The 23164-nt window shown below is 45.5% G+C and carries 21 protein-coding genes; 13 read left to right on the forward strand and 8 right to left on the reverse strand.

Annotated elements, in window-relative coordinates:
• The first annotated feature begins 315 nt into the window (after positions 1 to 315).
• A complete protein-coding gene (locus ACR64J_RS11865; RefSeq protein ID WP_435949830.1) occupies positions 316 to 1374 on the forward strand; it encodes a hypothetical protein in 1059 nt (352 codons plus the stop codon).
• Between the two features lie 97 nt (positions 1375 to 1471).
• On the opposite strand, the gene ACR64J_RS11870 is transcribed toward ACR64J_RS11865, so the two are convergent.
• On the reverse strand, positions 1472 to 2371 hold the full coding sequence (locus tag ACR64J_RS11870) for a DMT family transporter (protein ID WP_435949831.1): 900 nt from the start codon (positions 2369 to 2371) through the stop codon (positions 1472 to 1474).
• A 282-nt stretch (positions 2372 to 2653) separates the two neighbouring features.
• On the opposite strand from ACR64J_RS11870, the gene ACR64J_RS11875 reads away from it, so the two are divergent.
• Positions 2654 to 3307 carry a LysE family translocator gene (locus tag ACR64J_RS11875; RefSeq protein ID WP_435949832.1) on the forward strand — a complete coding sequence of 218 codons (654 nt, stop codon included), beginning with the start codon at positions 2654 to 2656 and terminating at the stop codon, positions 3305 to 3307.
• A 123-nt stretch (positions 3308 to 3430) separates the two neighbouring features.
• Here ACR64J_RS11875 and acnA read toward each other — a convergent pair whose 3' ends face one another.
• Both acnA and ACR64J_RS11885 read right to left on the reverse strand, forming a co-directional pair.
• Positions 3431 to 6217, reverse strand: a complete 2787-nt coding sequence (gene acnA, locus ACR64J_RS11880; protein ID WP_435949833.1) for an aconitate hydratase AcnA — start codon at positions 6215 to 6217, stop codon at positions 3431 to 3433.
• Positions 6218 to 6460: 243 nt separating this feature from the next.
• Positions 6461 to 7465 carry a DUF3025 domain-containing protein gene (locus ACR64J_RS11885; protein WP_435949834.1) on the reverse strand — a complete coding sequence of 335 codons (1005 nt, stop codon included), beginning with the start codon at positions 7463 to 7465 and terminating at the stop codon, positions 6461 to 6463.
• Positions 7466 to 7564: 99 nt separating this feature from the next.
• Between ACR64J_RS11885 and ACR64J_RS11890 the strand changes: the two genes are divergently transcribed.
• Positions 7565 to 8281, forward strand: a complete 717-nt coding sequence (locus ACR64J_RS11890; protein ID WP_435949835.1) for a metal-dependent hydrolase — start codon at positions 7565 to 7567, stop codon at positions 8279 to 8281.
• 32 nt (positions 8282 to 8313) lie between these two features.
• Positions 8314 to 8829 (forward strand): YchJ family protein, encoded by a 516-nt coding sequence (locus ACR64J_RS11895; RefSeq protein ID WP_435949836.1) that lies wholly within the window; start codon positions 8314 to 8316, stop codon positions 8827 to 8829.
• Here ACR64J_RS11895 and ACR64J_RS11900 read toward each other — a convergent pair.
• The 3 genes from ACR64J_RS11900 to ACR64J_RS11910 form a co-directional block, all read right to left on the reverse strand.
• Positions 8826 to 9734, reverse strand: coding sequence for a class II glutamine amidotransferase (locus tag ACR64J_RS11900; protein ID WP_435949837.1), 909 nt, complete (start codon positions 9732 to 9734; stop codon positions 8826 to 8828). The two genes, ACR64J_RS11895 and ACR64J_RS11900, sit on opposite strands and share 4 nt — an antisense overlap.
• Positions 9735 to 9808: 74 nt before the next feature.
• Positions 9809 to 10099, reverse strand: a complete 291-nt coding sequence (locus ACR64J_RS11905; RefSeq protein WP_435949838.1) for a hypothetical protein — start codon at positions 10097 to 10099, stop codon at positions 9809 to 9811.
• Between the two features lie 165 nt (positions 10100 to 10264).
• Positions 10265 to 11518, reverse strand: coding sequence for a homoserine kinase (locus ACR64J_RS11910; protein ID WP_435949839.1), 1254 nt, complete (start codon positions 11516 to 11518; stop codon positions 10265 to 10267).
• 286 nt (positions 11519 to 11804) lie between these two features.
• Between ACR64J_RS11910 and hisF the strand changes: the two genes are divergently transcribed.
• From hisF to glmS, 7 genes are all read left to right on the forward strand, one after another.
• Positions 11805 to 12587 carry an imidazole glycerol phosphate synthase subunit HisF gene (hisF, locus tag ACR64J_RS11915; RefSeq protein WP_435949840.1) on the forward strand — a complete coding sequence of 261 codons (783 nt, stop codon included), beginning with the start codon at positions 11805 to 11807 and terminating at the stop codon, positions 12585 to 12587.
• A 172-nt stretch (positions 12588 to 12759) separates the two neighbouring features.
• Positions 12760 to 13299 carry a 6,7-dimethyl-8-ribityllumazine synthase gene (ribH, locus tag ACR64J_RS11920; protein WP_317199996.1) on the forward strand — a complete coding sequence of 180 codons (540 nt, stop codon included), beginning with the start codon at positions 12760 to 12762 and terminating at the stop codon, positions 13297 to 13299.
• Between the two features lie 196 nt (positions 13300 to 13495).
• On the forward strand, positions 13496 to 14596 hold the full coding sequence (gene nusB / locus ACR64J_RS11925) for a transcription antitermination factor NusB (protein ID WP_435949841.1): 1101 nt from the start codon (positions 13496 to 13498) through the stop codon (positions 14594 to 14596).
• A gap of 2 nt (positions 14597 to 14598) precedes the next feature.
• Entirely contained in the window at positions 14599 to 15657 is a 1059-nt protein-coding gene (gene thiL, locus ACR64J_RS11930; protein ID WP_435949842.1) for a thiamine-phosphate kinase, read from the forward strand.
• 3 nt (positions 15658 to 15660) lie between these two features.
• Positions 15661 to 16248: a phosphatidylglycerophosphatase A family protein gene (locus ACR64J_RS11935; RefSeq protein ID WP_435949843.1), complete on the forward strand. Its 588-nt coding sequence runs from the start codon at positions 15661 to 15663 to the stop codon at positions 16246 to 16248.
• Between the two features lie 144 nt (positions 16249 to 16392).
• Positions 16393 to 17787: a bifunctional UDP-N-acetylglucosamine diphosphorylase/glucosamine-1-phosphate N-acetyltransferase GlmU gene (gene glmU, locus ACR64J_RS11940; protein ID WP_435949844.1), complete on the forward strand. Its 1395-nt coding sequence runs from the start codon at positions 16393 to 16395 to the stop codon at positions 17785 to 17787.
• Positions 17788 to 17937: 150 nt separating this feature from the next.
• Positions 17938 to 19779 carry a glutamine--fructose-6-phosphate transaminase (isomerizing) gene (gene glmS, locus ACR64J_RS11945; RefSeq protein WP_435949845.1) on the forward strand — a complete coding sequence of 614 codons (1842 nt, stop codon included), beginning with the start codon at positions 17938 to 17940 and terminating at the stop codon, positions 19777 to 19779.
• Between the two features lie 103 nt (positions 19780 to 19882).
• Here glmS and ACR64J_RS11950 read toward each other — a convergent pair whose 3' ends face one another.
• On the reverse strand, positions 19883 to 20704 hold the full coding sequence (locus ACR64J_RS11950; RefSeq protein ID WP_435949846.1) for a hypothetical protein: 822 nt from the start codon (positions 20702 to 20704) through the stop codon (positions 19883 to 19885).
• A gap of 449 nt (positions 20705 to 21153) precedes the next feature.
• On the opposite strand from ACR64J_RS11950, the gene ACR64J_RS11955 reads away from it, so the two are divergent.
• Together ACR64J_RS11955 and truC are read left to right on the forward strand one after the other, a co-directional pair.
• Positions 21154 to 21693, forward strand: a complete 540-nt coding sequence (locus ACR64J_RS11955) for a PaaI family thioesterase (protein WP_435949847.1) — start codon at positions 21154 to 21156, stop codon at positions 21691 to 21693.
• A 46-nt stretch (positions 21694 to 21739) separates the two neighbouring features.
• The gene (gene truC, locus ACR64J_RS11960; protein ID WP_435951076.1) at positions 21740 to 22507 is read left to right on the forward strand and encodes a tRNA pseudouridine(65) synthase TruC; all 768 of its coding nucleotides are present in this window, start codon (positions 21740 to 21742) and stop codon (positions 22505 to 22507) included.
• Between the two features lie 158 nt (positions 22508 to 22665).
• On the opposite strand, the gene ACR64J_RS11965 is transcribed toward truC, so the two are convergent.
• Positions 22666 to 23163 (reverse strand): DUF1643 domain-containing protein, encoded by a 498-nt coding sequence (locus ACR64J_RS11965; protein ID WP_435949848.1) that lies wholly within the window; start codon positions 23161 to 23163, stop codon positions 22666 to 22668.
• Position 23164 lies beyond the last annotated feature (1 nt).

The following is a 23164-nucleotide window of genomic DNA, read 5'->3' on the forward strand; positions in this document are numbered from 1 at the left end:
TTTAGATCCTTATTTATTTTAGCACGATAAGCTTTTGCTCAAGCGTCCACCATATCCTATAAATTGTCTTTTTTATCAATGACCTAGCTTTTAAACTTTACATGATTTTACATTTATAGGTTTTGATGACATAGGTTAACACTTGTATACAAGATGCTTGTTATTTTCTACCTAATAGTATTACTAATATCAAATGCATTTGACTAAGCTTGCCGTATATTCACTAAGCTTTGTGTCGTGTAACTTTTATATCACAAATATTAGTGAAGTATTTAGCCTATAACAATTGATATGTAATCCTTAAAAGGAATGATTATGACCCCTACTTACTCATCTCAGCGTCGTCCATCGTGGCGCGGCGTTCTAGCTGGTCTCGTTATGGGATTGATTGTCGTTATGGCAATGATTGCCCTAGCGCTCGTCCTCAGCTCTTTTCTCCCTTTTGACTTAAAGGGTACAAGTATCGCAGGCGGTATATATGCCGCTATTACTGCTTTAGTCAGCGCCTTTATCGCAGGTTACTTTGCTATCAAATTCTCAGCACCAGAAGCACTATTTGGTGACGGTACTGATGTTGATCCAAAGGATGCCAGCCTAACAGGTATGTTAACTGCAGCACTTATCATCTTGTTTACAACGTTTTTTACGCTAAGTAGTGCCACTGGTATCTTGGCATCTGCTGGTAACGCTATTGGCGGCACGGTCAGCACCGTAGCCAAGACAGCAGGCGGCGTTGCAGCAGCAGGAACCTCGGCGGTCGGTACGGCAGCCGTTGCCGCGCCAGATAGCACCATTGAGCAGCTCCAACAAAGAGCTCAAGAAGCCTATCAAACAGTCTCAGGCAACATTAGTAAAGAGGACTTGAACGCTTTAGTTGCCAAAAACACTCAAGGTCTAAACCAAGAGCAAATTGCAGCAACCACCAATGTAATTGAAGAGATGATCAATAATACTCGCGGTGATGTAGCTGATATGGACTTTACCAATATCGATACATGGCGCAACATCGATGACTACGCTAAGCAGCGTATGGCATCTATAGAACAAACCTTAAAGAGTGATGAGCTTATCAATCGTCTGCAAGCTGAAGGACTCACTGAAGCTCAAGCGCTTGAAGTACGTACCGAGGTCACGCAATCATTCAATGAGTACAAAATGAAGACGGAGCAATATATTGCTCAAGCACAGCAGACTGTTGACCAAAACTTGCAACAAGCTGAAGATGTGGCTCGTAAAGCAGCCTTGTACAGTGGTCTATTCTGGTTAATCAGTGCGCTACTCACTTTTGTCGCCGCTATTGCTGGTGCTAAAAGCGCCGCTACTAAACATCGCTTAGATCGTCCAATTGTTACTTATGGTGATAATGTTCGTTAATCTATTGCCCTAAAAGTTAAGTAATAAAAAAGCCTAGTCTTAACGATTAGGCTTTTTTTGTGCTCAGTTTTATTAGGGTTTGTTATCCATTGAATAATTAATGAGACCCAGTAAAACTCTTTAACGACAAATTTAAGGATAAATAAGTCCCTACCAGTATCACCGCTGAACCGACAATAGCAGCGGTATCTAAAGCCTCACCTAATAAAATATAACCAAAGATAATCGCAAATATAGGTATGACCAAGGTAATACTCGTTGCGCGCATAGGACCGATACTTTTGATCAGCTCATTGATAAAGATAAAAGCAATCGCCGTTGAGAATACGCCAATACAAACCACCGAGACCCAAGCTTTTAGACTGATACTCTGTCCATAAGGGAACTCGTAGATAGCGACAGGCAGCATGACGACACTTGCAATCAGCATAGCACCAATAGTAATGGCGACAGGTGAGGTGTCATGTAGATAGTTCTTGGTCACGTTCGCGCCAATAGCATAGCCCACACAGCCGAGCAGAGCATAACCCATAGCTAAAAGACTTGAACTCAACCCCGACGCTGCGCCGCCAAACAAGCTCTCACTCATCAAGATTACAACGCCTATAATGCCGATCATCAAGCCGAGCATTTGCTTTTTTGAGAGCTTATCATTAAAGAATGTACTGGCGATAAAACCGCTCATCATCGGCACAGAAGCGTTGAGTACTGCAAGCACGCCGGCGTTCACTGACTGCGCAGCATAAGAGAATAGTACAAAGGGGATAGATGTTGAAACCAGACCGACTACTGTAAGTAGCTTCCAATGCTTACCCACTATCTTTAGATGAGTGGGGTTAAAGGCCAAAAAGGCCAGCATAGTGAGACCTGCAAATATCACCCGCAAGCTGGCAAATGACATCGAGCCAAACTCAGGCACGCCTACTCTATAAAAAATAAAGGATAACGACCACATAAAGGACAAGCTGATAAAGATAATAAGGTCGCGTCTGCTCATAGTTGGCTCAATTTAATAGTGACTTGCTCAGCCATCAGTCAATAATCAACTATCGCAGGCTTTGCGCTTAAAAATATCGTGATGATACCGCGTTGCTGCTTTTAAAAGGGGTTTATTTGTGTGTCTGTAGTCTATTTTTGATAAGAGCAAGTAAGTACAGAATTCGTCATTGGATAATCTCTACAATAAGCTTAGACTGATAGGTCGCTCAAAGCTATCTGCCGCTTTATAATGAGACTCTTTACTAAAACAACAAAAGCGCTATCAACGAGGATACAAGCGATGTTTGGTGTGGATAACTATTTGGGATTTGTCTTAGCAGCCATTTTGCTCAATGTGACCCCTGGTATTGACACGATGTATATCATTACTCGCAGCGTCTCTCAAGGCAAAAAAGCGGGGCTATATTCCGTGCTCGGTATCGTTTCAGGCATCTTAGTGCATACCGTATTGGCAGCACTCGGATTATCGATCATTTTAGCCAAGTCGCCACTTGCCTTTACTATCGTAAAATACATCGGTGCTAGTTATTTGTGCTATCTAGGCTTTAAGATGCTAACTAGCAAATCTAGTGCCGTCATAGCAGACAATTTGCCTAATAATAAAAGCAAAGCTCAAGCTAAGTCTTTGGACTACGCTCAAATATACAAACAAGGCGTACTGACCAATACCTTTAACCCAAAAGTTGCGTTGTTCTTCCTCGCGTTTTTTCCGCAGTTTATCGATCCTAGTTACGCACATAGCACGCTATCTTTTTTGGTATTGGGGCTTACTTTTGCGCTGACGGGTTTGATATGGTGCGTATGTTTGGCGCTACTGGCATCACGATTTAGTCAGAAACTGCGAGAGAACCCAGCGATTGTGTCTGTGTTGAATAAAATAAGCGGTGCGGTATTTATTGGTTTGGGAGTTAGATTGCTTACTGAGAACGAGTAATTTTTGTTTATGAGCAATGATAAATTAAAGACCGCTATCTAAATTAGAAACCATCTTCAAACAAACACAAAAAAGCCCAACCATAACGATTGGGCTTTCTCTCATCCTAGCTCTAATCAATCATTACGCAGCGTCTTTGTGATCGCTTGCGAGTTGACGTAGTACATAATGCAATACCCCGCCATGACGCACGTATTCGCGCTCTTTTGGCGTTTGTAAGCCTACGTTTACCTCAAAGGTTTCGTTTGAGCCATCAGCGCGAGTTGCAGTAACTTGAGCAGTTTTGCTCTCGCCATTGTTCAGACCAGTAATGCTTAGCACTTCTGAACCGTCAAGGTTAAAGGTCTCAGCGTTCTCGCCCTCTTTAAAGGTCAATGGCAATACACCCATGCCGACTAGGTTTGAGCGGTGAATACGCTCGAACGAGCTGGTTAACACGGCTTTTACACCCAGCAATATCGTACCCTTTGCAGCCCAGTCACGGCTAGAGCCTGAACCATACTCCGCGCCGCCAAGGACAACGAGTGGACGCTTATCTTCTTTATACTTCATAGCGGCGTCATAGATGGCCATCTCTTTGCCGTCTGCAAGTGTCGCTTTGTCGTCTTTAAAGTAGTAAGTATAGCCACCCTCGCGGCCATCCATCATCGAGTTTTTGATACGGATATTGGCAAAGGTACCGCGAGTCATGACCGCATCATTACCACGGCGCGAGCCATAGCTGTTGAAGTCCGCTTCCATAACGCCGCGCTCTTGCAAGTACTTGCCTGCTGGCGAGTCAGGATCGATATTACCGGCTGGTGAGATATGATCGGTAGTAATAGAGTCACCGAACAGACCTAAGATGCGCGCGCCTTCGATATCAGGAATACCTTCTGGCTCCATAGTCATACCATCAAAGAACGGCGGGTTTTTGATGTAAGTAGAACCCTCATCCCAAGGATATAGCTGACTATCGGCTGAGCTAATCGCGTTCCAAGCTTTGCTACCATCGAATACTTCGCCGTAGTTTTTGCGGAACATATCAGCATCGATGTTATTGGCAATCAGCTCATTGATCTCATCAGAGGTCGGCCAGATGTCTTTTAGATAGACGTCTTCGCCTTCCTGATCTTGTCCTAACGGCTGCGTCGTTAGATCGATATCAACCGTACCTGCCAGCGCATAAGCAACAACTAGCGGTGGTGATGCTAAGTAGCTGGCCTTTACGTGTGAGTGGATACGACCTTCAAAGTTACGGTTACCAGAGAGTACGGCGGCGGCAACGAGATCATTTTCTTCAATGCCGTCCTCGATTGCCTCTAAAAGTGGCCCTGAGTTACCAATACAAGTGGTACAACCATAACCTACTAAGTAAAAGCCTGTTTTCTCTAGCTCTTCCATTAATTTAGATTTCTCTAAATAGTCTGTGACCACTTTTGAACCTGGCGCTAATGAGGTCTTGACCCACGGCTTAGCTTTTAAGCCTTTGGCAGCGGCCTTTTTGGCCACAAGACCTGCACCAATCATAACCGCAGGGTTTGAGGTGTTGGTACAAGAGGTAATCGCAGCGATAACCACTGAACCGTCACGTAATTTGTGCTTTTTATCATTGATATTGACGTCAGAGTAGACATTAGGCTTAGCATAGAGTCTATCAGCTTGCTCTTGCTCACCGCCTTCTTGATCAAAGCGTACTTTGCCCTCGACTTCTGATTTGCGATCTTTAGTCATCTTCGCTAATGTCTCGCCAAATTTTTCATGCATATCAGATAGATTGATACGCTGCTGTGGCAAGTTAGGACCAGCTAGTGCAGGCTGCACCGAGGATAGATCTAAGTGCAAGTTGCTCGAATAAGTCGCCGCTGGCGTGTCAGCATCGTGCCACATGCCTTGGGCTTTGGCATACTTTTCGACCAGCTCAATTTGATCATCGCTGCGGCCTGATAGACGTAGATAATCAATCGCCATTTGGTCAATTGGGAAGATACCACAAGTTGCACCATACTCAGGCGACATATTGGCAATCGTCGCACGATCTGCAAGCGGCATCTGATGTAAGCCTTCGCCATAAAATTCAACGAACTTACCGACAACGCCGTGTGCGCGTAACATCTCAACGACACGCAGTACTAAATCTGTCGCCGTTACGCCCTCATTGAGCTTACCTGTCATCTCAAAACCGACTACTTGCGGGATGAGCATAGATGACGGTTGACCCAGCATCGCAGCTTCGGCTTCAATACCGCCCACGCCCCAACCGAGTACGCCGATACCATTGATCATCGTCGTATGACTATCGGTACCAAATACCGTATCAGGGTACGCGGTCAACTCGCCATTGACGTCCGCTGCCATGACGACACGCGCTAAGTACTCAAGGTTGACCTGATGCACGATACCGGTCGCTGGTGGTACAACAACGAAGTTTTCAAAGGCATTTTTGCCCCAATGCAAAAACTCATAGCGCTCATTGTTACGCTTAAATTCAATCTTTTCGTTGAGATCAAGGGCGTCTTCACGACCATAAGCATCGACTTGTACCGAGTGATCGACGACCAGCTCACTTGGGATAAAAGGATTGATCTGCTCCGCTTTTCCGCCAAGCTCAACGACCGCATCACGCATAGCCGCCAGATCAACAACTGATGGTACACCTGTGAAATCCTGCAACACTACGCGCGCTGGCATAAAGGCGATCTCTTTTGACGCTTCTGCGCCTGCGTCCCAGTTAGCGACCGCTTCGATGTGGTTTTTGCCAACAGACTGACCATCGTCCTCGTTGCGTAGTAAGTTTTCAAGTACGACCTTCATACAAAACGGTAGCGTATCGATGTTGTCGTAAGTCTCAGCAAGTTTGGGCAAACTATAGTAAGCATGCTCCTTGCCATCAACGCTCAAGGTGTCTTTTACATTAAAGATATCACTCATGGTAGCTTCCTTATCTACTAGGTAGAGGTTATGAATTTATTATTATCATTGCTAATAAAATATCGCGGGTGCGGCGATTCTACTGCGCTGACAGCACCTATAATTACTCTTATAACTGTCAGCATCAGTACTCTTCTACCATAGCAAATAAGAGCACAGTTGTTAACACTAAGTCGTTGATGAATAGTAACCAAAAGGATAATCAAAATAACAGCTTAGTCCTACGCTATCTACAAAACGTCTTTATTTTGAACGGCGGCGGCCGCTACGAAAGACATAATTGTCATCGTAAAAGTCACGATTGATATTATCCGTCCAAAAATGCGGCACGCCTAAAATAGGTAACGGCGATAAATGACGCGGGACGACATCCTCTTTTGACAAAAGCCTATCCATATAATTGGCAAGAGCGTCGTCCAAAAACGCTATACGCTCAGGCATCGATAAGGCAAAGAAGTTCTGATCGACATTAATAATGACACTATGGGCGCACAAGGGTTTGCGCGGCGTAATGAGCTGTTCAAGTAGCGCATGACCAAAGATATAAACCGCAGCTTGCGCATCAGCATGGGGCTGCTTTGGATTATCCCAACTAGCACGCGGCGCAATCAAACAGCCTTGCCAATCAAAATTGATCAAGGCTTCGCCAACGCTAGGGTTCGAGGTCACTAACACCGCCCCATTTTCGTCAAACACGGTGATCGTATCGCGCACGCGTCCGCGATTGCTTTGATTATCTTGTTCGTCGCTGTCTTGTTCATCGCTTCGCTTGCTTATCTCGAGCATATGATAATAATTGAGCACAGCTTTGGTCTTGGGAAAGGTGAGCCAAATACTACCATTAAATAAATCATGCAAGTTATCACGAGTCGGGATATTACCTGTTGAGCCGATAAACTGCTCGTAGCCTACGCCCTCTGGTAGCACGTTTTGCGAGACAAAGTTAAGTGTATGCCTGTCATGATCAAGCGCAGGTTTCGTAGTCGGCTGCGGTATTTGTGAGTCGTCACTTTGCTGTATTAAAGCTATATTTAAAACGCCAGCGACAACGTCTAAGTGTTCGGTATTATCAAGATTCACGCTGTTATTATGCGCAGCACTTAGCTGCTCTATGGTTTGGCTCAAATAAGTGAGTTGGCTTAAATGACATAACCACGGCGCTTGCCAGTCGATGTTAGCAAAAAGTGATTTTTTAGCATTTATTGCATTGTTCGAATGGACGGTGACGGGTAAATCAATGGGACTCATGACAAGTATCTCTAGCAGGCATTTGGCTTGGCTATGGTATCATAAAGCGCTTTTTAGTTAGGTAATCTCACCCTTTAGCGCTAATGATAACGAGAATATATGGCAAATTTTAATACCCACTTAAATGGCGCTTTTGCTATTAGTGGGCTGGCAGCACTGACGGTCTATAAGGCTGGACTCATTGATGATTCTGGGTTTTTGATGTGCGTGGCGCTTGGCACGATGGGCGGGCTGCTCCCTGATTTGGACTCGGATAACTCAACCCCGATCAAGCTTGGCTTTAATATGGCGTCTTTTGTATTCGCCTTTGGATTGGTGATGCATTGGCGTAGCGAGCTGAGCTTACTGTCCCTCATAGCGCTATGGCTGGCAGGTTATGGATTTATGCGTTACATTGTCTTCAATATCTTTACCAAAATGACGGTACACCGCGGCGTTATTCACTCGGTGCCTTATATGGCAGTACTAGGGTTAGGTCTAGTGAGCTTGAGCTATTATGTACTTGGCAATGCGTTGGCGGCTAGTTGGTTCTTTGGGCTGTTTTTGTTTGGCGGGGCGATGGTGCATCTCGCTTTAGATGAGCTCTACAGCGTCAACCTAATGGGTATGACAATGAAGCGCTCATCGGGCACAGCGATGAAGTTTTATGCGCATAAAGATAAAGGCTGGTACTTGCTGCTCTATGTCCTAATAGCCGTACTGATATATTTCGCGCCGCCCTTTACCGAGTTTTGGCAGCAATTGCGCGATCCTCAACCTTGGGCGCAGCTTAGAGTGGGTATGTTACCTGCGATGATAGAGAACTACTTGCGTTAAGATAACTAAATAAAGAGCTATAAGGGTACTGTATGCCATTATGTCCTTGCCAAACAAATCTAGTAGCTAGGGTAAAAGCGCCACTGGCTTATAGCGACTGTTGTCAGCCGTATCATAAAGGTGTCAGTAAAGCTGAAACTGCGGAACGTTTGATGCGTACTCGCTATAGCGCTTTTGTGCTTATTAATCCTGAATATATTGTTAAGACGACTGTGCCCGCGCAGCAAGCACTACTTGATATCAAGTCAATTGAGAGCTGGGCACACGAGACGCCTTGGGCAGGATTAGAAATCGTTCAGCACACGCCAAAGCTGGGTAAACGTCATGCACAGGTGGAGTTTAAAGCTTATTATAATGAAGCTAATAAAATGGATGACTTGCAAGCCCATCATGAGCGCTCTACCTTTGTAAAAGTTAAAAACAAAGCAGATAACACTGAGCGCTGGTATTTTTTAGATCCGACAGTAGATATGAGTGTTAGTCAAAAACAGCCCTGTATTTGCGGGTCTGGGGAGAAGTTTAAAAGGTGTTGTGGGCTATACCTCTAAACACTCGCCCCAACTGCCCGTGCAATGGCAATCCCCTCCTCAACCGTCAAAAACTTACGCTGGCTTGGGCTGTTCTTATAGACGACGTCACCCTCTTGGAATATCAGGCACTCATTGACTGCTATTTGCTGCCATTTCTCATTTTTAGTTAGCGGTACGGTCACTAAAATGGTCGTTTTATCGGTGTCAGCGGTCACATCACCAAAGTTAATCGATATCTCATCATCAGCGAGTTCTGCCTTGCCAAAGGGCGCTTGGCGGGTGAGATAAAACAATAAGCTGCCCGCGTACGCCAGTTGCCATTCGCCATTTGATATCAGGCAATTAAACAGACCGTTAGCAGATAGATATCGGCACTGCGTCGTCAAAAAATTAAATAATGTCTCGTTATCAGGACGCGATTTAAAGCTGCTTTTGAGGCGGTTAATCAAATAGCAAAATGCCATTTCAGAATCTGTGTTACCCACAGGCTGACAGTGTGAGGCATTGCCGTTTTCTTGTAAGCGCTCGCAGCGTTTTATAAATTCGCTATTCATCTGCCCGTTGTGCGCAAATACCCACTGTTCGCCCCAGACTTCACGCACGAACGGATGGGTGTTAGCTAAGCAATTTTGACCTTGCGTGGCTTTACGGATATGAGCGATGACATTCATCGCTTTGATCGGATAGTTATTGACCAAGTCGGCAACGGGCGATAAATGGCTTGGGCGGTTGTCATGGAATAAGCGCAGGCCTGTTGAGAGGTTGGATACATTACCATTTTGCATGCACTCACTACGCTCAAAGAATGCAATACCAAAACCGTCCTCATGATGGTCAGTCATACCGCCGCGGCGACGAAAGCCTGAAAAGCTAAAGCCGATATCGGTTGGGGTATTACAGTTCATTCCTAAAAGTTGACACATGTATCTGCTTCCGCCTTTATTGTCTTGGTGCTTAGTTGTCTTGGTGTTTGACTATTTTTGTGCTCGGTTATGTTCTATGAAGGTTTTGGGCTATCTGGTACAATGCCCAGCTCGGCATCACTCATTTGATCTAAGAGTGCTTCGCCATCTGTTGCACTACTGACGCCGCCCAAGATGCGCTGAGCTTGCGCCAAATCAGTATCTTGTACCCATAGCACTACGCCAGAGTTCATCCCTGGAATCGCGCTTAGTGCCTGCAACGAGACGGTAATGCCGTTGTTACGTAGCAAATTAGCGTTTAATTCGCCTTGCATATTGGTATCAAAGCGAGCTAGCTTATGCCAATTATCGACTTGATCGCTCATAAAGGTATCCTTGAACTTTAAATGGTGATGCTCTGAAAGGTCACATGCAAATGAGCAAATGACATGAACATAATTGAGATGAATATTAGTACCGCTTAACCTTTAGTGTATAGGCTTTTATCATTGGCAAGTGAACTCAATTAGTATTAGGGCGTGTTGAATATTTTAATAAACGACAAAGCCTGAAGACCAGTTGATTTGACCCAGTGGATATTCATCAATATGAAAGCCATTGGGATAATCCTCAAAGCCTGGCTGCGTCTTTAGTTGCTCAATAGCCGCCTGTGCTTGAGATTCGCTAGCGAACACGCCAATGAGTTTAAAATCAGCAATATCTTTGTCCGTATCATCCTCTTCAAACCGTGTATGCTCAAGGACAAAGACGCTATCTTGATCTTTTTCGACGTGCGAGTAGTGATAAGCGGCAAGGCGTTTCATCAAATCAGGGTTTTTGACCATGATGTTGTCGCCACTACGTCCTTCAGTACGGTTGTAATGAATGACATTAAGACGTAGTAGCCAAAAGATAACCGCCGCTTTGGCCAGCATCACTGGCAAGGCTCGTTTCTCATCGCTATCAAGTGCGCGCTTGGACTCATAGCCTTGCAAGAATGCGGTCATTTTATGACGATCAAAATCTACCGATTCGCCCTGCTCGGCATCGCCCCACGTGGTACAAAAGTCATTGATGGTAATGGCAATATCCATCACATAATGATCGACGCTCACTTCAGTAAAATCTAGTAAGCCTGTAAGTGTCTCTTTACCTTTGGTCAGATCCCACAAGGTATTGTCCGCGAACATATCGAGATGACAAAGGCCTTTGGGTAATTTATCCAGCGATAGCTTGTCATACGACTGCCAGATATCACTCATTAATTTGGCCTCATCACCTGGCATAAACTGTATCTCACGATCGCGTACATCGATCCATGGATATAGCGCTACCCCATAGTCTTCGCTGGGCTGCAATTCTTGCAAAGTCTCATGCAGCATCGCCAGCGCCGCGCCGATCTCGTAACACATCGCTGTAGTCGTTTGTTTGGGATGCGCCCCCGACAAGCAGGGCACGACCGTGATGGCTTTGTCTTCATAATGGATGACGTAGCGCTTGTCATTGTTTTTATCAGTAGCGGCTTGCGCGGCGTCAATCTCGATAATAGGTAGTGGCGCAGCGACGGGTAAAGTGCCGTCCAATTGACCCAAAATCACTGCCATTTTTTCGATATCAGCGGGCGGGCGCTCTTCAAATAAGGTGAACACATAAGAGTATTCACCCTCGCTGTCATCTGTGGTCTGAATAAACCAGTTCGAGTTTTTGATACCTTGCGTGATGGGAATGGCGCGGGCAAACGCTACCCCAAAGCTTGAGCAAAAGGCGGCAAATTGATCATCGGTGAGCTGGGTATAGACGGACATAAGCTTCTCTTTAATAGCGGCATGTAAATGTTGCGAGCATTTTAGGCGACATTATACCGAAAATTTATGACCAAGCGTGAAACGTCTACCCTTTGTATAAATAAGAAGGGTTTTGAGCTGATCAGCGTGCCCGCTCTCATCATGCGTAAGCGGCGTGGTCACTGTTGATTTGTACAAAGTAGATTATGATATCAGTATCGACTAAACACGATATAAGCGCTCCAATTTTGTTAGAATGCTTCAATGAAGTTTTTGACTGACTTAATGTAATTAAGAGTGAGATAAAATGCTAGCAAAACGTATTATTCCCTGTTTGGATGTGGACAATGGGCGCGTGGTCAAAGGCGTGCAATTCGTCGACATTATCGATGCAGGCGACCCTGTAGAAGTGGCGCGTCGCTACAATGAACAAGGCGCAGATGAGATTACCTTTTTGGACATTACCGCGACCAGTGACGCGCGTGATACCACGTATCATACCGTTGAGCGTATGGCAGAGACGGTGTTTGTACCGCTAACCGTTGGCGGCGGCGTGCGCAAAATCAGCGACATACGCAATTTGCTCAATGCTGGCGCGGATAAAGTGGCGATTAATTCAGCAGCGGTGTTTACGCCAGAATTCGTTGGGGAGGCAGCGCAGAAATTTGGTAATCAATGCATTGTCGTTGCTATTGATGCCAAGCGCGTCGCCGATATCGATGTCAACGGCATACTTATGCCGCGCTGGGAGATATTTACCCATGGCGGGCGCAAACCGACGGGTATTGACGCTGTCGCTTGGGCAGTCAAAATGGCAGCTCTGGGCGCAGGCGAGCTGCTCGTCACCTCAATGGATGGCGATGGCACCAAAAAGGGCTATGATCTGGCACTGATGAAACAGATTACTGATCAAGTGAACATTCCAGTTATCGCCTCAGGCGGCGTTGGTAACCTCGAGCATTTAGCTCAAGGCGTACTGCAAGGCGGCGTCGATGCTGTCCTTGCAGCCAGTATTTTTCACTTTGGTGAATTCACTGTTGGTGAGGCCAAAGCTTATATGGCAGCGCAAGGAATAACCATGCGTTTGTAGAGCGTTACAAGGTGTTTATATTCAGGTTACCAGAGTCAGCTAATCCACAAATAAAGTCGTAAAAATGCTATCATAGCGCCACTTATATATTTTTACTGATTGGATAGTCAATCAATAGTTAAAACCCGTTATTTAATTGCATTTTAATAGTTATAAATCTAAGGATACCTCTATGTCAAACTTACAACAGCAGCGCGCTAACATCACTCATATCGATGGCAATTTACATCAAAACAAAGACGCTCGTATCGGTATCGTCGTCGGTCGCTTTAACGCTTTTATCGTAGAGTCTTTAGTTGATGGCGCAATCGATGCCCTGCTTCGTCATGGCGTTTTGGGCAGCAATATCACAGTCGTTCGCGTACCGGGCGCTTATGAGCTACCGCTTGTCGCCCAGCGCGCCGCTGAATCAGATCGTTTTGACGCGATTATCGCTTTGGGCGCAGTCATTCGTGGTAGCACGCCGCATTTTGATTTTGTTGCCAGCGAATCTGCCAAAGGCTTAAGCGGCGTTGCCACTGACTATAATATCCCTGTTGCTAATGGCGTTTTGACCACCGACAGTATTGAGCAAGCTATTGAGCGCGCGGGTACTAAAGCGGGTAACAAAGGCAGCGATGCGGCGATGGTCGTACTTGAGATGCTAGCGGTATTATCGCAATTAGATGTTGAAGATGACTATGATGCTCGCGATGATAGCGATGACGCTTAAATTTAATCGTTAATACATTATTGTTGTAGGGCATATCGGCTGAGGCCTTAGCCCTACATAAAAGTGTATGTTCAGGTAAGTAATAACCATTAAATAGTGCTAAGGTTTAAAGTCTTAGCGCTACAGCATGACGACAGATTGGCAAATTGCGAATCGACCACTATTTAACATCTTAACATTTAGGTATTCACCTCTTATGACTGACCAACTCAAGCGCGCTCTGAATGACGCACAGACTGATCCTATCACTCAAACGCCCGCCCGCGACGATGAGCAACATTTCGATGTCAGTGAATCCTCGTATAAGACCAGTCATACTGCCGTGCGTAAAGCGCGGCGTTTTGCTATGCAGGGTCTGTATGAGTGGCTGGTCACTGACCGCCGTTTTGATACGACAGACAAGCGTAGCTGGAAGGACAATGCCCCGCATGACATCGCTGCCCGTACGCGCGCGACCAATGCTATGCATACCGTACATATCGGCTACTATCATGAGATGATGCGCGATATTCCGGAGCAAATAGACGCTTTGGACGCGCTGATCGCTGAGCAGCTAGATCGCGGGATTGAGAAGTTAGATACTGTTGAGCACGCTATCTTGCTCATCGGTGCTTACGAGTTACAGCACCGCTTAGAGATTCCGTATAAAGTGGTGCTTGATGAGGCGATGAAGCTGAACAATCACTTTGGCGCAACCGACGCGCACAAATTAATTAATGCCGTACTCGATAGAATGGCGATACAATTACGCGCCGTTGAAGTACAAGCGGACAGCAAAGCCAATCTACGCACCTCACAAAAGGCGGCAAGCAAACAAGCAAGGACCAGTCAAGATGAAGACCAGAGCGCTGTGCAACCTGAGACTTATACCGACGCGCCCACCGCATCGAACAAGCCGCGTATCAGCGCCAATAAAACAGGTGTTAAACGCATTCGTCCTAATAAACCGAGCGCGGGCACAGCAACCAAACAAGCCAGCAAAAAACTGGCGACCAAGCCAGTCACGACCTCTCAAGATACAGAGCAAGACACAGCCAACACTATAGCTAATATCGATAGCGAAAGTAATCCTATTACCGTAGCCGATGACGCGGTGACAACAACGCCAAAAGATGACAGTATGGTAGAGACAGACAAGCTATTGGCAACTACCGATGCAGCAGATATCGGCTTAGAGAACTCTAATTTGCTCAGCGATGCAGATAAAACCTCTGAACCATCACAAGACAATGACAATAAAGAGGCTAGCTCTAAAAATAATAACTCTGAAAATAATAACTCTGAAGTAAAAGACTAACCATGAACGAGTTTGAGCTGATTGAGCAGATATTTTTAGGATTGCAGGACGCTGAGCAAATAGAGGCTGGCGTCGCAAACGGTATCGAAAAAAGTATCGGCGATGATGCTGCGGTAATCAAACTGCCAGCGGACTCACGCTTGGTCAGCTGTATTGATACTTTAGTTCAGGGCAGACACTTTAGCGCAGACTGGGATGAGATCAATGATCTAGCCTTTGCTATTGGTTATAAAGCTGTCGCCGTTAATGTCTCAGATATTGCGGCTATGGGCGCAGCCCCGCACAGTATCTTGCTGGCGCTGGCATTACCAGAACGCTTAGCAAATGAGACTTGGCTGACCGGCTTTGCCAAAGGTCTATTTCACGCGTGCACGTCATTTGGAGTGACTTTGATCGGCGGTGATACCACGCGTAGCGAGACTTTAGTACTGAGTATCAGTGCGCAAGGCTACTTAAATGCAAGTACGCCTGCCATTTATCGCTCAGGGGCGCAGGTCGGTGACAAGGTCTATGTATCTGGTAGTATTGGTGATGCCGCTTACGCGCTAAACCATGCTGATACGGCTATCGGAGCGCAGCTTGCGCATCGTTTGCATATGCCAACCCCGCGTATCGCTTTGGGCGCAGCACTCGCGCAGATTGGTGCGACCTCAATGATCGATATCTCAGACGGCCTTTATCAAGACCTTGGACATATCTGTCAGCAAAGCGGTGTTATGATTCAGCTTAACCTTGACGACTTACCTACTAGTTCAGCACTATCTAGTATAGATCTCGCAGAGCGCTTGCAATATCAGCTGACAGGCGGTGATGATTATGAGCTGGCTTTTACTTTGCCTGCTGATATTGCAGCCACCTTTGATAATAAAACCAATACTCAGATCACATGCATTGGTGAGGTGACGGCTTTAGCACTGATAGACCCAGATACAAGCGTTAATAGCAGCGCTAGTAAGCCTTATCCCAAGCTGTTTTATCAAGGTCAGCCTGTGACCACAGCAAGCCCTGCACCTTTTACCAGCTTGCCTAACTTAAGCGGTTACCAACATTTTATAGGTTAGCCCATGACCAACGATACGTCCGACAACCATAAGCCTGACATCAGTAAAGCTAATGACTGCCCGCGCCTGCCCGCTACAGCAAGCCTACTTGATCGCATCGTCTATTGGCTCGGTATCGGTCTGGGTAGTGGTTTGCCGCGCCGCGCACCAGGTACTTGGGGCACCGTTGGTGGCCTTATCGTCGCCATTCCTTTGATGAGTTTGGGTTTTATTCCCTTTCTTGTCCTTACTATCTTATCGAGTATCATCGGTATCTGGATATGCGGGCGCACATCGATGCTCATGCAAGTCCATGATGACCCGCACATCGTCTGGGATGAGTGGGCAGGCATATGGATTACACTTTTGCCCTTTTCTTACTTGGGCGTGACCACTACTAGCTTTTGGCAAGACATTGGCAATACCACTTCTATTTTCTCCCTTATCATTGCCTTTGTATTTTTTCGGTTTTTTGACATCATTAAGCCGCCGCCTATTGGCTGGGCGGATAAAAAGGTCGCAGGTGGCTTAGGTATTATGCTTGATGACATTATCGCAGGCATAATGGCTGCTTTTGTTTGGCTGATCGCTATGGCGGGGCTGATGCTTTAACTGTCTACTTTTAGACCTAGCATTGTATTTTTCTTAATAGTATCAAGCCTATCAGTCATAGACCTTGCCATCTGGATATGACTTCTAGGCTTTTTTACGTTATAATTCAAAATTATATTTTGTTACATTTGTGGAGTACGTGAAATGTCAGCGTCTATCAAAACATCTTTATCTGTGGTTATCCTAGCAGCTGGCAAAGGCACGCGTATGCAGTCAGCAAAGCCTAAGGTACTACAGACTTTGGCGAGCAAACCGCTACTGGGTCACGTCCTTGAGACTTGTCATCATTTGACGGTAGATAATACTGTGGTGGTCTATGGGTTTGGCGGTGATCAAGTCCAGTCGGCAATGGATAGTCAATATGCACATCTGTCACTGACGTGGGTTGCACAAACTGAGCAGTTAGGCACAGGACATGCGGTCAAAGTCGCTCTTGATGAATTACCACAAGAGGGTCAAAGTCTTATTCTCTATGGGGACGTTCCTCTTGTGAATGCAGCCACTTTAGCTAACTTGCAAGCGGCTAACACTGATGGTATCTCGATGCTGACCCTTACCGTAGACAATCCTTTTGGTTTGGGCCGTATTAAACGTGACAGAGAAGGCAACATAGAAGCTATCGTCGAGCAAAAAGACGCAAATGATGCTGAGCAAAAGATAACTGAGATCAATAGCGGTATCTATTGTGTTGATAATGCCCTGCTACATAAATATTTGCCCAAGCTGTCAAATGACAACGCCCAAGGTGAGTACTACCTTACTGATATCGTCAAAATGGCGGTCGCTGATGGCATTACTATTACAGCTATTGAGCCCGAGCATGCCTTTGAGATCGAGGGCGTCAATAACCGTCAGCAGCTCGCCAGTCTTGAGCGCTCTTGGCAAGGCAAGCTCATCGCTGATTTGCAAGAAGCAGGCGTGCAGTTCGCTGACCCTGCGCGCGTTGATATTCGTGGTAGCCTCAGCGCAGGACAGGATGTATTCGTCGATGTCGGCGTGGTATTTGAAGGCGATTGCGTCTTAGGCGATAACGTCTATATAGAAGCCGGCTGCGTGATCAAAAACGCCAGTATTGGCGATGCTTGTCATCTCAAACCATACTGCGTTATTGATCATGCCCAGATTGGCGCTGGCGTCGATGTTGGGCCTTTTGCGCATCTGCGTCCTGATACCGTGTTGGCTGATAATAGCAAAGTTGGTAATTTTGTTGAAATCAAAAAGTCAGTCATCGGTCAAGGCAGCAAGGTCAATCATCTAAGCTACATTGGCGATACCACTATCGGCACGAGTGCCAATATTGGCGCAGGTACCATCACCTGTAACTATGACGGCGCGAACAAATCGCAAACTATTATTAAAGACAATGCCTTTATCGGTTCAAACTCTAGCTTAGTGGCCCCAGTGACTATTGGTGACACGGCGACTGTAGCGGCAGGGTCAGTCATTACCAAAGATGTGGATGCCAATGCTCTAGCCTTTGGCCGTGCTAGACAAACCCAAAAGAACGACTTTGAGCGCCCAGTAAAAACCAAAAAGTAATGGCTAGTTAATAAATAATGATAAGCCGTACAGTGATAATAGATTACTGTGCGGCTTATAGCGTGATTGATACATATAAACGGTTTGACTGCTAATCGCTTTATAAATAGCTGTCATCTCACAAATAACCATTTTAAAAAAGGAATCGCTATGTGCGGAATCGTAGGCGCTGTCGCTGAGCGTAATATTGCCAGTATCTTGATCGAAGGTCTCAAACGTTTGGAGTACCGTGGCTATGACTCGGCGGGTCTCACAGTGATTCGTGATGGTGAATTGCATCGCGAGCGTCAAGTGGGCAAAGTGCAAGCGCTAGTCGATGCTGTTGCACAAAATCCTAATGGTTTGAACGGTCATATTGGCATCGCACATACGCGCTGGGCCACCCACGGTGAGCCTGCCAAGCGTAATGCTCACCCGCATATCTCTGGCAAAATCGCCGTCGTCCACAATGGTATCGTCGAGAACTATAGCGAACTCAAAGAAGACTTGATTGCCAAAGGCTACGAGTTTACCTCGCAGACCGATACTGAGGTCGTCGCTCATTTAATCCATGATCTGTATAAACAGACGCAAGATCTATTAGAAGCGGTACGTGCGGTCATTCCTAAACTGCACGGCGCGTTTGCCTTGGGTATCGTCCATGTCGATAGCCCAGATGAGCTCATCACCGTACGTCTTGGCTCACCGCTGGTCATCGGTGTCGGTATTGGTGAGAACTTTATTGCCTCAGATCAGCTGGCTTTGCTACCAGTAACCAATCGCTTTATGTACTTAGAAGAAGGCGATATCGCACGCATCACGCGCGATAGCATTACCGTTTACGCCGATGGCGTGGAGGTCGAGCGCTCTATCAACGAGATCGATGCGGCCCAGCACAACGCGGACAAAGGCGAGTTCAAACACTACATGCTCAAAGAGATCTACGAGCAGCCTGATGCAGTCTCGCGCACGTTAGATATGGCGATAGATAGCAGCACGGCAAGCTTGCGTGATGACTTTTTGGCGCGTCATAGTGACAAGCTATCTGGCATCCGGCATATTCAAGTCATCGCTTGTGGTACGAGTTACCACGCGGGCATGGTCGCCAAATACTGGTTTGAAAACTTAACCCGCCTGCCTTGCTCCGTTGAGATCGCTAGTGAATTTCGCTACCGTAATCCAGTCGTCGTTGATCACTCACTTATCATCTGTATCTCGCAATCGGGTGAGACCGCTGATACGTTATCGGCTCTACGCGATACACAAAAACAAAGTCCAGCAGGACTGGTGAGCTTGGCGCTATGTAATGTACCAACGTCATCCTTGGTACGTGAGACGGATATCTTTTTGCCGACGCACGCAGGTCCTGAGATTGGCGTCGCCTCCACCAAAGCCTTTACCACGCAGCTTGTCGCCTTAATGCTGCTAGTGCTCAAAGTTGGTGTGGTTCAACAGCGTATCGATAACTCGCGTTTAGAGACCTTGATTAAGAGTCTTAATAAGCTACCGGGGCAACTGTACGCCAGCCTTCATCTCAATGCGGCAATCAAAACCATGAGTGAGAGCTTTGAAGATAAAAAAAGCTGCTTGTTCCTAGGTCGCGGTCTACAGTTTCCAATCGCTCTTGAGGGCGCGCTTAAGCTAAAAGAGATCTCCTACATTCACGCCGAAGGTTATGCAGCAGGCGAGCTAAAACACGGGCCGCTTGCTCTTGTTGATAAAGACATGCCTATTGTCGTACTGGCACCCAAGGACAGTATGTTCGATAAGCTCAAAGCCAATATGCAAGAAGTGCACGCCCGTCACGGTGAGCTGTTTGTATTCGCAGGTGAGTCGAGCAAAATGGTCGCAGAGGATCGCTTGCATGTGGTCTATGTGCCTGATGTCTGCGAAGATCTTGCGCCTATCGTCTATAGCGTGCCGGTACAATTACTCTCGTATCACGTAGCCGTCATGCGCGGTACGGACGTCGATCAGCCTAGAAATCTTGCAAAAAGCGTTACGGTTGAATAGGTTTAAAGCGTAAAAATGAGCGTAAAAAATCCCCACTACTGTCTTGATAGTAGTGAGGATTTTTTATTAGACAGAAATAAATTATATAAATAGCAGAAAATTATCACGCTCTAGTAGATGGGAATATAGAAAGCTTATTTTTATAAAAAGTATAGACTGCCAACGCTATCAATACAGCGATACCAAGTACTAAAACCATTTGAATGACCACTGCTAATGAGGGAGCCACTAGCCCATTATTGTAGGCGCTATAGATACCGAAATAAGCCCACGCTACAGCAATGGGAAAGACGGCATTTCGATAGTGCCGCACATAGCCTACAACCACAGCCACTATGACCAGTAAGACGATAATGGTCCAAACTGAAGATGAGATTCCAAAGCCCTGCCAGTCTTGCTTAACCGCTACAATAGCCGTATTTAAAATAGTCGCGACAAATACCCAAGACGCGTAAAGGCTAAAAGCTATCCCTGCTAAAGTAAAGGTAACTTTTCCTCGTGCGTTATCTCGTGCGTTATAAAGTCTATGCACGATAGCCATGAGCGACACTAATATACCCACTATAAACAGGGTTGACAGCCCTACTCTTTCATAAGAAAAAGCCACAATCCATGCCATGTTAAATAAGCTACTGAGCACGAATAGCCCAGATATGCGTCCGATAAGTTTAGCGACGGCAGGATCTTTTCTTTTTATAAAAAGGGTGACGAGAGTCGCAAAAACAAGCGTATAAATAACACCCCAAATCGAGAAAGCAAAACCATTCGGGGTCAGTAAAGTTTGATATTTACTTGAGACTGCAGCCTGTCCCATACCATTAAAAAATCCAGACGCCCCTAAATAATTCACGGCTAAAGTAGCAAAGAAAACGAGTAAATTAATAACCGTCCACACAGTCACGCGTTTAGAGTCTGACTTATTCATTATTTATGCTTCTCTATATACTCAGATAAGGTATACCCTATCAGAACCCTACGAGCGGCCCTGTAAAGAAAGTTACCGTCTACTTAAAACAGATTTTCTTAAAACCACTTATGTTGGACAAACAAGCTAAACTTATAAATAGAGTATTATTTATTTGCTGATAGATCGACTTACTATCGTCAGTTTAAGATAAAAGCAATACAGCAAGGTTGAAATGGTTTTTTTGCAGCATCTGTCGGCGTAGGCACAGCACGCAAGAAAAATTCATTTCAATCTTGCGCTATAATCCGACGTATCTATTTTATTTAGTATCAAATATAAGACAATCGCTACTATAAGCAACCGTTTCTAATTGACAGAAAATAGTTTAGGTAAATAGTATATGAGCAAGCTTTTAGAGCTATCATAACCCTCAAATTAGATATAAATATTATAAAAAGGATAATGTCATGAGTAATACAACAATAGACACCGACATGACTGCCAGTTGGGAAGCTGACGAGTTACAGGTGCGCGCTACGTTAGGTTCTGCAGGAGTGGCATCGCCTAAAGAGATGTCAAGCATAAGCGGCCAAGCGGTTTTTGATGCTATGTTTGCAGGAGACCTGCCCTCAGCGCCCATAGGTGCAACGCTTGACTTTATTCCTATTCAGATAAAGGACGGTCATGCCATCTTTCAAGGTCGACCCGCTGAGCAGCATTATAATCCACTAGGCACCGTACATGGTGGTTGGTTCTGCACCATTCTTGACTCGGCTGTTGCTTGCGCTATTCACTCAACCTTACCTGCTGGCAAAGGCTATACTACGCTTGAGATTAAGGTAAATATGATTCGTGCCTTGACCAAAAATATCCCATTAGTACGTGCTGAAGCCAATACTATCCACGTTGGTCGGCAGACAGCGACCGCTGAAGGTCGTATTGTGGGGCCAGATGGTAAACTCTACGCTCATGCCACGACCACTTGCTTAGTATTTGATATGAAGTAGGGAAACTATTATGGCAACCCCTTCTAAGATTAAAAGCCTAGAGCACATGAATATAGAAAATGACATCACCGATCAAATAGAAATCATCTACGAAGATGAATTTATGGTAGCGATAAATAAAGAAGCAGGTTTACTCGTGCATCGCAGTTGGCTGGATAAAGGTGAGACGCGCTTTGCCATGCAGCTCACTCGTGATGCGGTAGGGTGCCACGTGTTTCCCGTACATAGATTAGATAAGCCAACATCAGGCGTCTTATTATTTGCCAAAAGCTCTGAGGTGGCGCGTAGTCTTAGCGAAGCTTTTACTAAGCATAAGGTTACCAAGCAGTATTTAGCGGTAGTGCGCGGGTTTATGCCCGAGCAAGGAGTGGTTGATTATGCCTTGAGCTTTAAGCCTGATGCTATTGCTGATAAGTTTGCGGACTTAGACAAACCCTCGCAAGAGGCGGTGACCCATTGGCAGAGTTTGGCACAAATTGAGCTACCTTTTGCGGTATCAAAGAAGCATGATACGACTCGCTATAGTCTCGTGCGCTTGACCCCAGAGACGGGACGCAAGCATCAGCTACGTCGGCATATGAGGCATATCTTTCATCATATCGTAGGTGATACCAGCCACGGTGATGGACGGCATAATCGATTTTTTCGGAGTCAATATGGTTGCGAGCGTATGCTATTACATGCTCAGAGTTTAGCGCTTAGGCATCCTGTTACGGGTGAGCCTTTGCTCTTAAAAGCAGAGTTGGATGAGCAATGGATGAATGTTTTGGAAGAATTTTCTTGGGTGGAGAGTTCTGAATGTTCCAGTCCCTAGTGAGGACTTAAAACCTTGACTGTAGGCTAATGATATCAAGGTTTTAACTTGCTGAAATAGTCACAGTGTACTTCGCTGTGTACATGCAGTGAGCTTTTGGATCATTATTTTTATTTCCCATAAGCACTGTTATGGGATGAATGTCAGGAAATGTCATGTTAGATGAAAGTTGTTGGAGGATATTCGTATAGTGTTGGCTTAGTTGAACCATGAACGTACAAAGGGTGTTTAGGCTCACCATTTTTATTTATATCTAAGCAGTATAATTTATTTTGCTCCGTATTTTTTAATATCTCTCTGACTTGATTAGCCCTATCTCTGTGAAGACCGTCATTACCCCAACAAACAATAATTCTATCCACCTTAGGTAGCTTGGCTAAAAATTTATCGTTTTCTGAGCCAATAGGATCTTCTTGTGCCTTCATATCAGTTGGGTCTGTAGCACGATAAGCAAACACATTAAACATGTACATCCCACCTGCCCCCCAAGATTTCGCAAAATCTATACATCGCTTAATAGTCTTATCATTATTAACCTCATCAGCTGTTGATGGATTTAAAGCTATAAAAGCTACTAGCGATTTATTTTCATCCCATATACGCTCCAATGAGTATCTATATTTCTCGCACTTTGATATTTTTGCATCTGTTTTCATA

It is taken from the genome of Psychrobacter sp. DM8 (assembly GCF_051307025.1).
Classification (GTDB): domain Bacteria; phylum Pseudomonadota; class Gammaproteobacteria; order Pseudomonadales; family Moraxellaceae; genus Psychrobacter.

What these genes read in the sequence shown, in the direction of transcription:
- ACR64J_RS11865 (WP_435949830.1), top strand. Translation starts at nt 316, where the DNA reads ATGACCCCTACTTACTCATCTCAGCGTCGTCCATCGTGGCGCGGCGTT.
- ACR64J_RS11870 (WP_435949831.1), bottom strand. Translation starts at nt 2,371, where the DNA reads ATGAGCAGACGCGACCTTATTATCTTTATCAGCTTGTCCTTTATGTGG.
- ACR64J_RS11875 (WP_435949832.1), top strand. Translation starts at nt 2,654, where the DNA reads ATGTTTGGTGTGGATAACTATTTGGGATTTGTCTTAGCAGCCATTTTG.
- acnA (WP_435949833.1), bottom strand. Translation starts at nt 6,217, where the DNA reads ATGAGTGATATCTTTAATGTAAAAGACACCTTGAGCGTTGATGGCAAG.
- ACR64J_RS11885 (WP_435949834.1), bottom strand. Translation starts at nt 7,465, where the DNA reads ATGAGTCCCATTGATTTACCCGTCACCGTCCATTCGAACAATGCAATA.
- ACR64J_RS11890 (WP_435949835.1), top strand. Translation starts at nt 7,565, where the DNA reads ATGGCAAATTTTAATACCCACTTAAATGGCGCTTTTGCTATTAGTGGG.
- ACR64J_RS11895 (WP_435949836.1), top strand. Translation starts at nt 8,314, where the DNA reads ATGCCATTATGTCCTTGCCAAACAAATCTAGTAGCTAGGGTAAAAGCG.
- ACR64J_RS11900 (WP_435949837.1), bottom strand. Translation starts at nt 9,734, where the DNA reads ATGTGTCAACTTTTAGGAATGAACTGTAATACCCCAACCGATATCGGC.
- ACR64J_RS11905 (WP_435949838.1), bottom strand. Translation starts at nt 10,099, where the DNA reads ATGAGCGATCAAGTCGATAATTGGCATAAGCTAGCTCGCTTTGATACC.
- ACR64J_RS11910 (WP_435949839.1), bottom strand. Translation starts at nt 11,518, where the DNA reads ATGTCCGTCTATACCCAGCTCACCGATGATCAATTTGCCGCCTTTTGC.
- hisF (WP_435949840.1), top strand. Translation starts at nt 11,805, where the DNA reads ATGCTAGCAAAACGTATTATTCCCTGTTTGGATGTGGACAATGGGCGC.
- ribH (WP_317199996.1), top strand. Translation starts at nt 12,760, where the DNA reads ATGTCAAACTTACAACAGCAGCGCGCTAACATCACTCATATCGATGGC.
- nusB (WP_435949841.1), top strand. Translation starts at nt 13,496, where the DNA reads ATGACTGACCAACTCAAGCGCGCTCTGAATGACGCACAGACTGATCCT.
- thiL (WP_435949842.1), top strand. Translation starts at nt 14,599, where the DNA reads ATGAACGAGTTTGAGCTGATTGAGCAGATATTTTTAGGATTGCAGGAC.
- ACR64J_RS11935 (WP_435949843.1), top strand. Translation starts at nt 15,661, where the DNA reads ATGACCAACGATACGTCCGACAACCATAAGCCTGACATCAGTAAAGCT.
- glmU (WP_435949844.1), top strand. Translation starts at nt 16,393, where the DNA reads ATGTCAGCGTCTATCAAAACATCTTTATCTGTGGTTATCCTAGCAGCT.
- glmS (WP_435949845.1), top strand. Translation starts at nt 17,938, where the DNA reads ATGTGCGGAATCGTAGGCGCTGTCGCTGAGCGTAATATTGCCAGTATC.
- ACR64J_RS11950 (WP_435949846.1), bottom strand. Translation starts at nt 20,704, where the DNA reads ATGAATAAGTCAGACTCTAAACGCGTGACTGTGTGGACGGTTATTAAT.
- ACR64J_RS11955 (WP_435949847.1), top strand. Translation starts at nt 21,154, where the DNA reads ATGAGTAATACAACAATAGACACCGACATGACTGCCAGTTGGGAAGCT.
- truC (WP_435951076.1), top strand. Translation starts at nt 21,740, where the DNA reads ATGAATATAGAAAATGACATCACCGATCAAATAGAAATCATCTACGAA.
- ACR64J_RS11965 (WP_435949848.1), bottom strand. Translation starts at nt 23,163, where the DNA reads ATGAAAACAGATGCAAAAATATCAAAGTGCGAGAAATATAGATACTCA.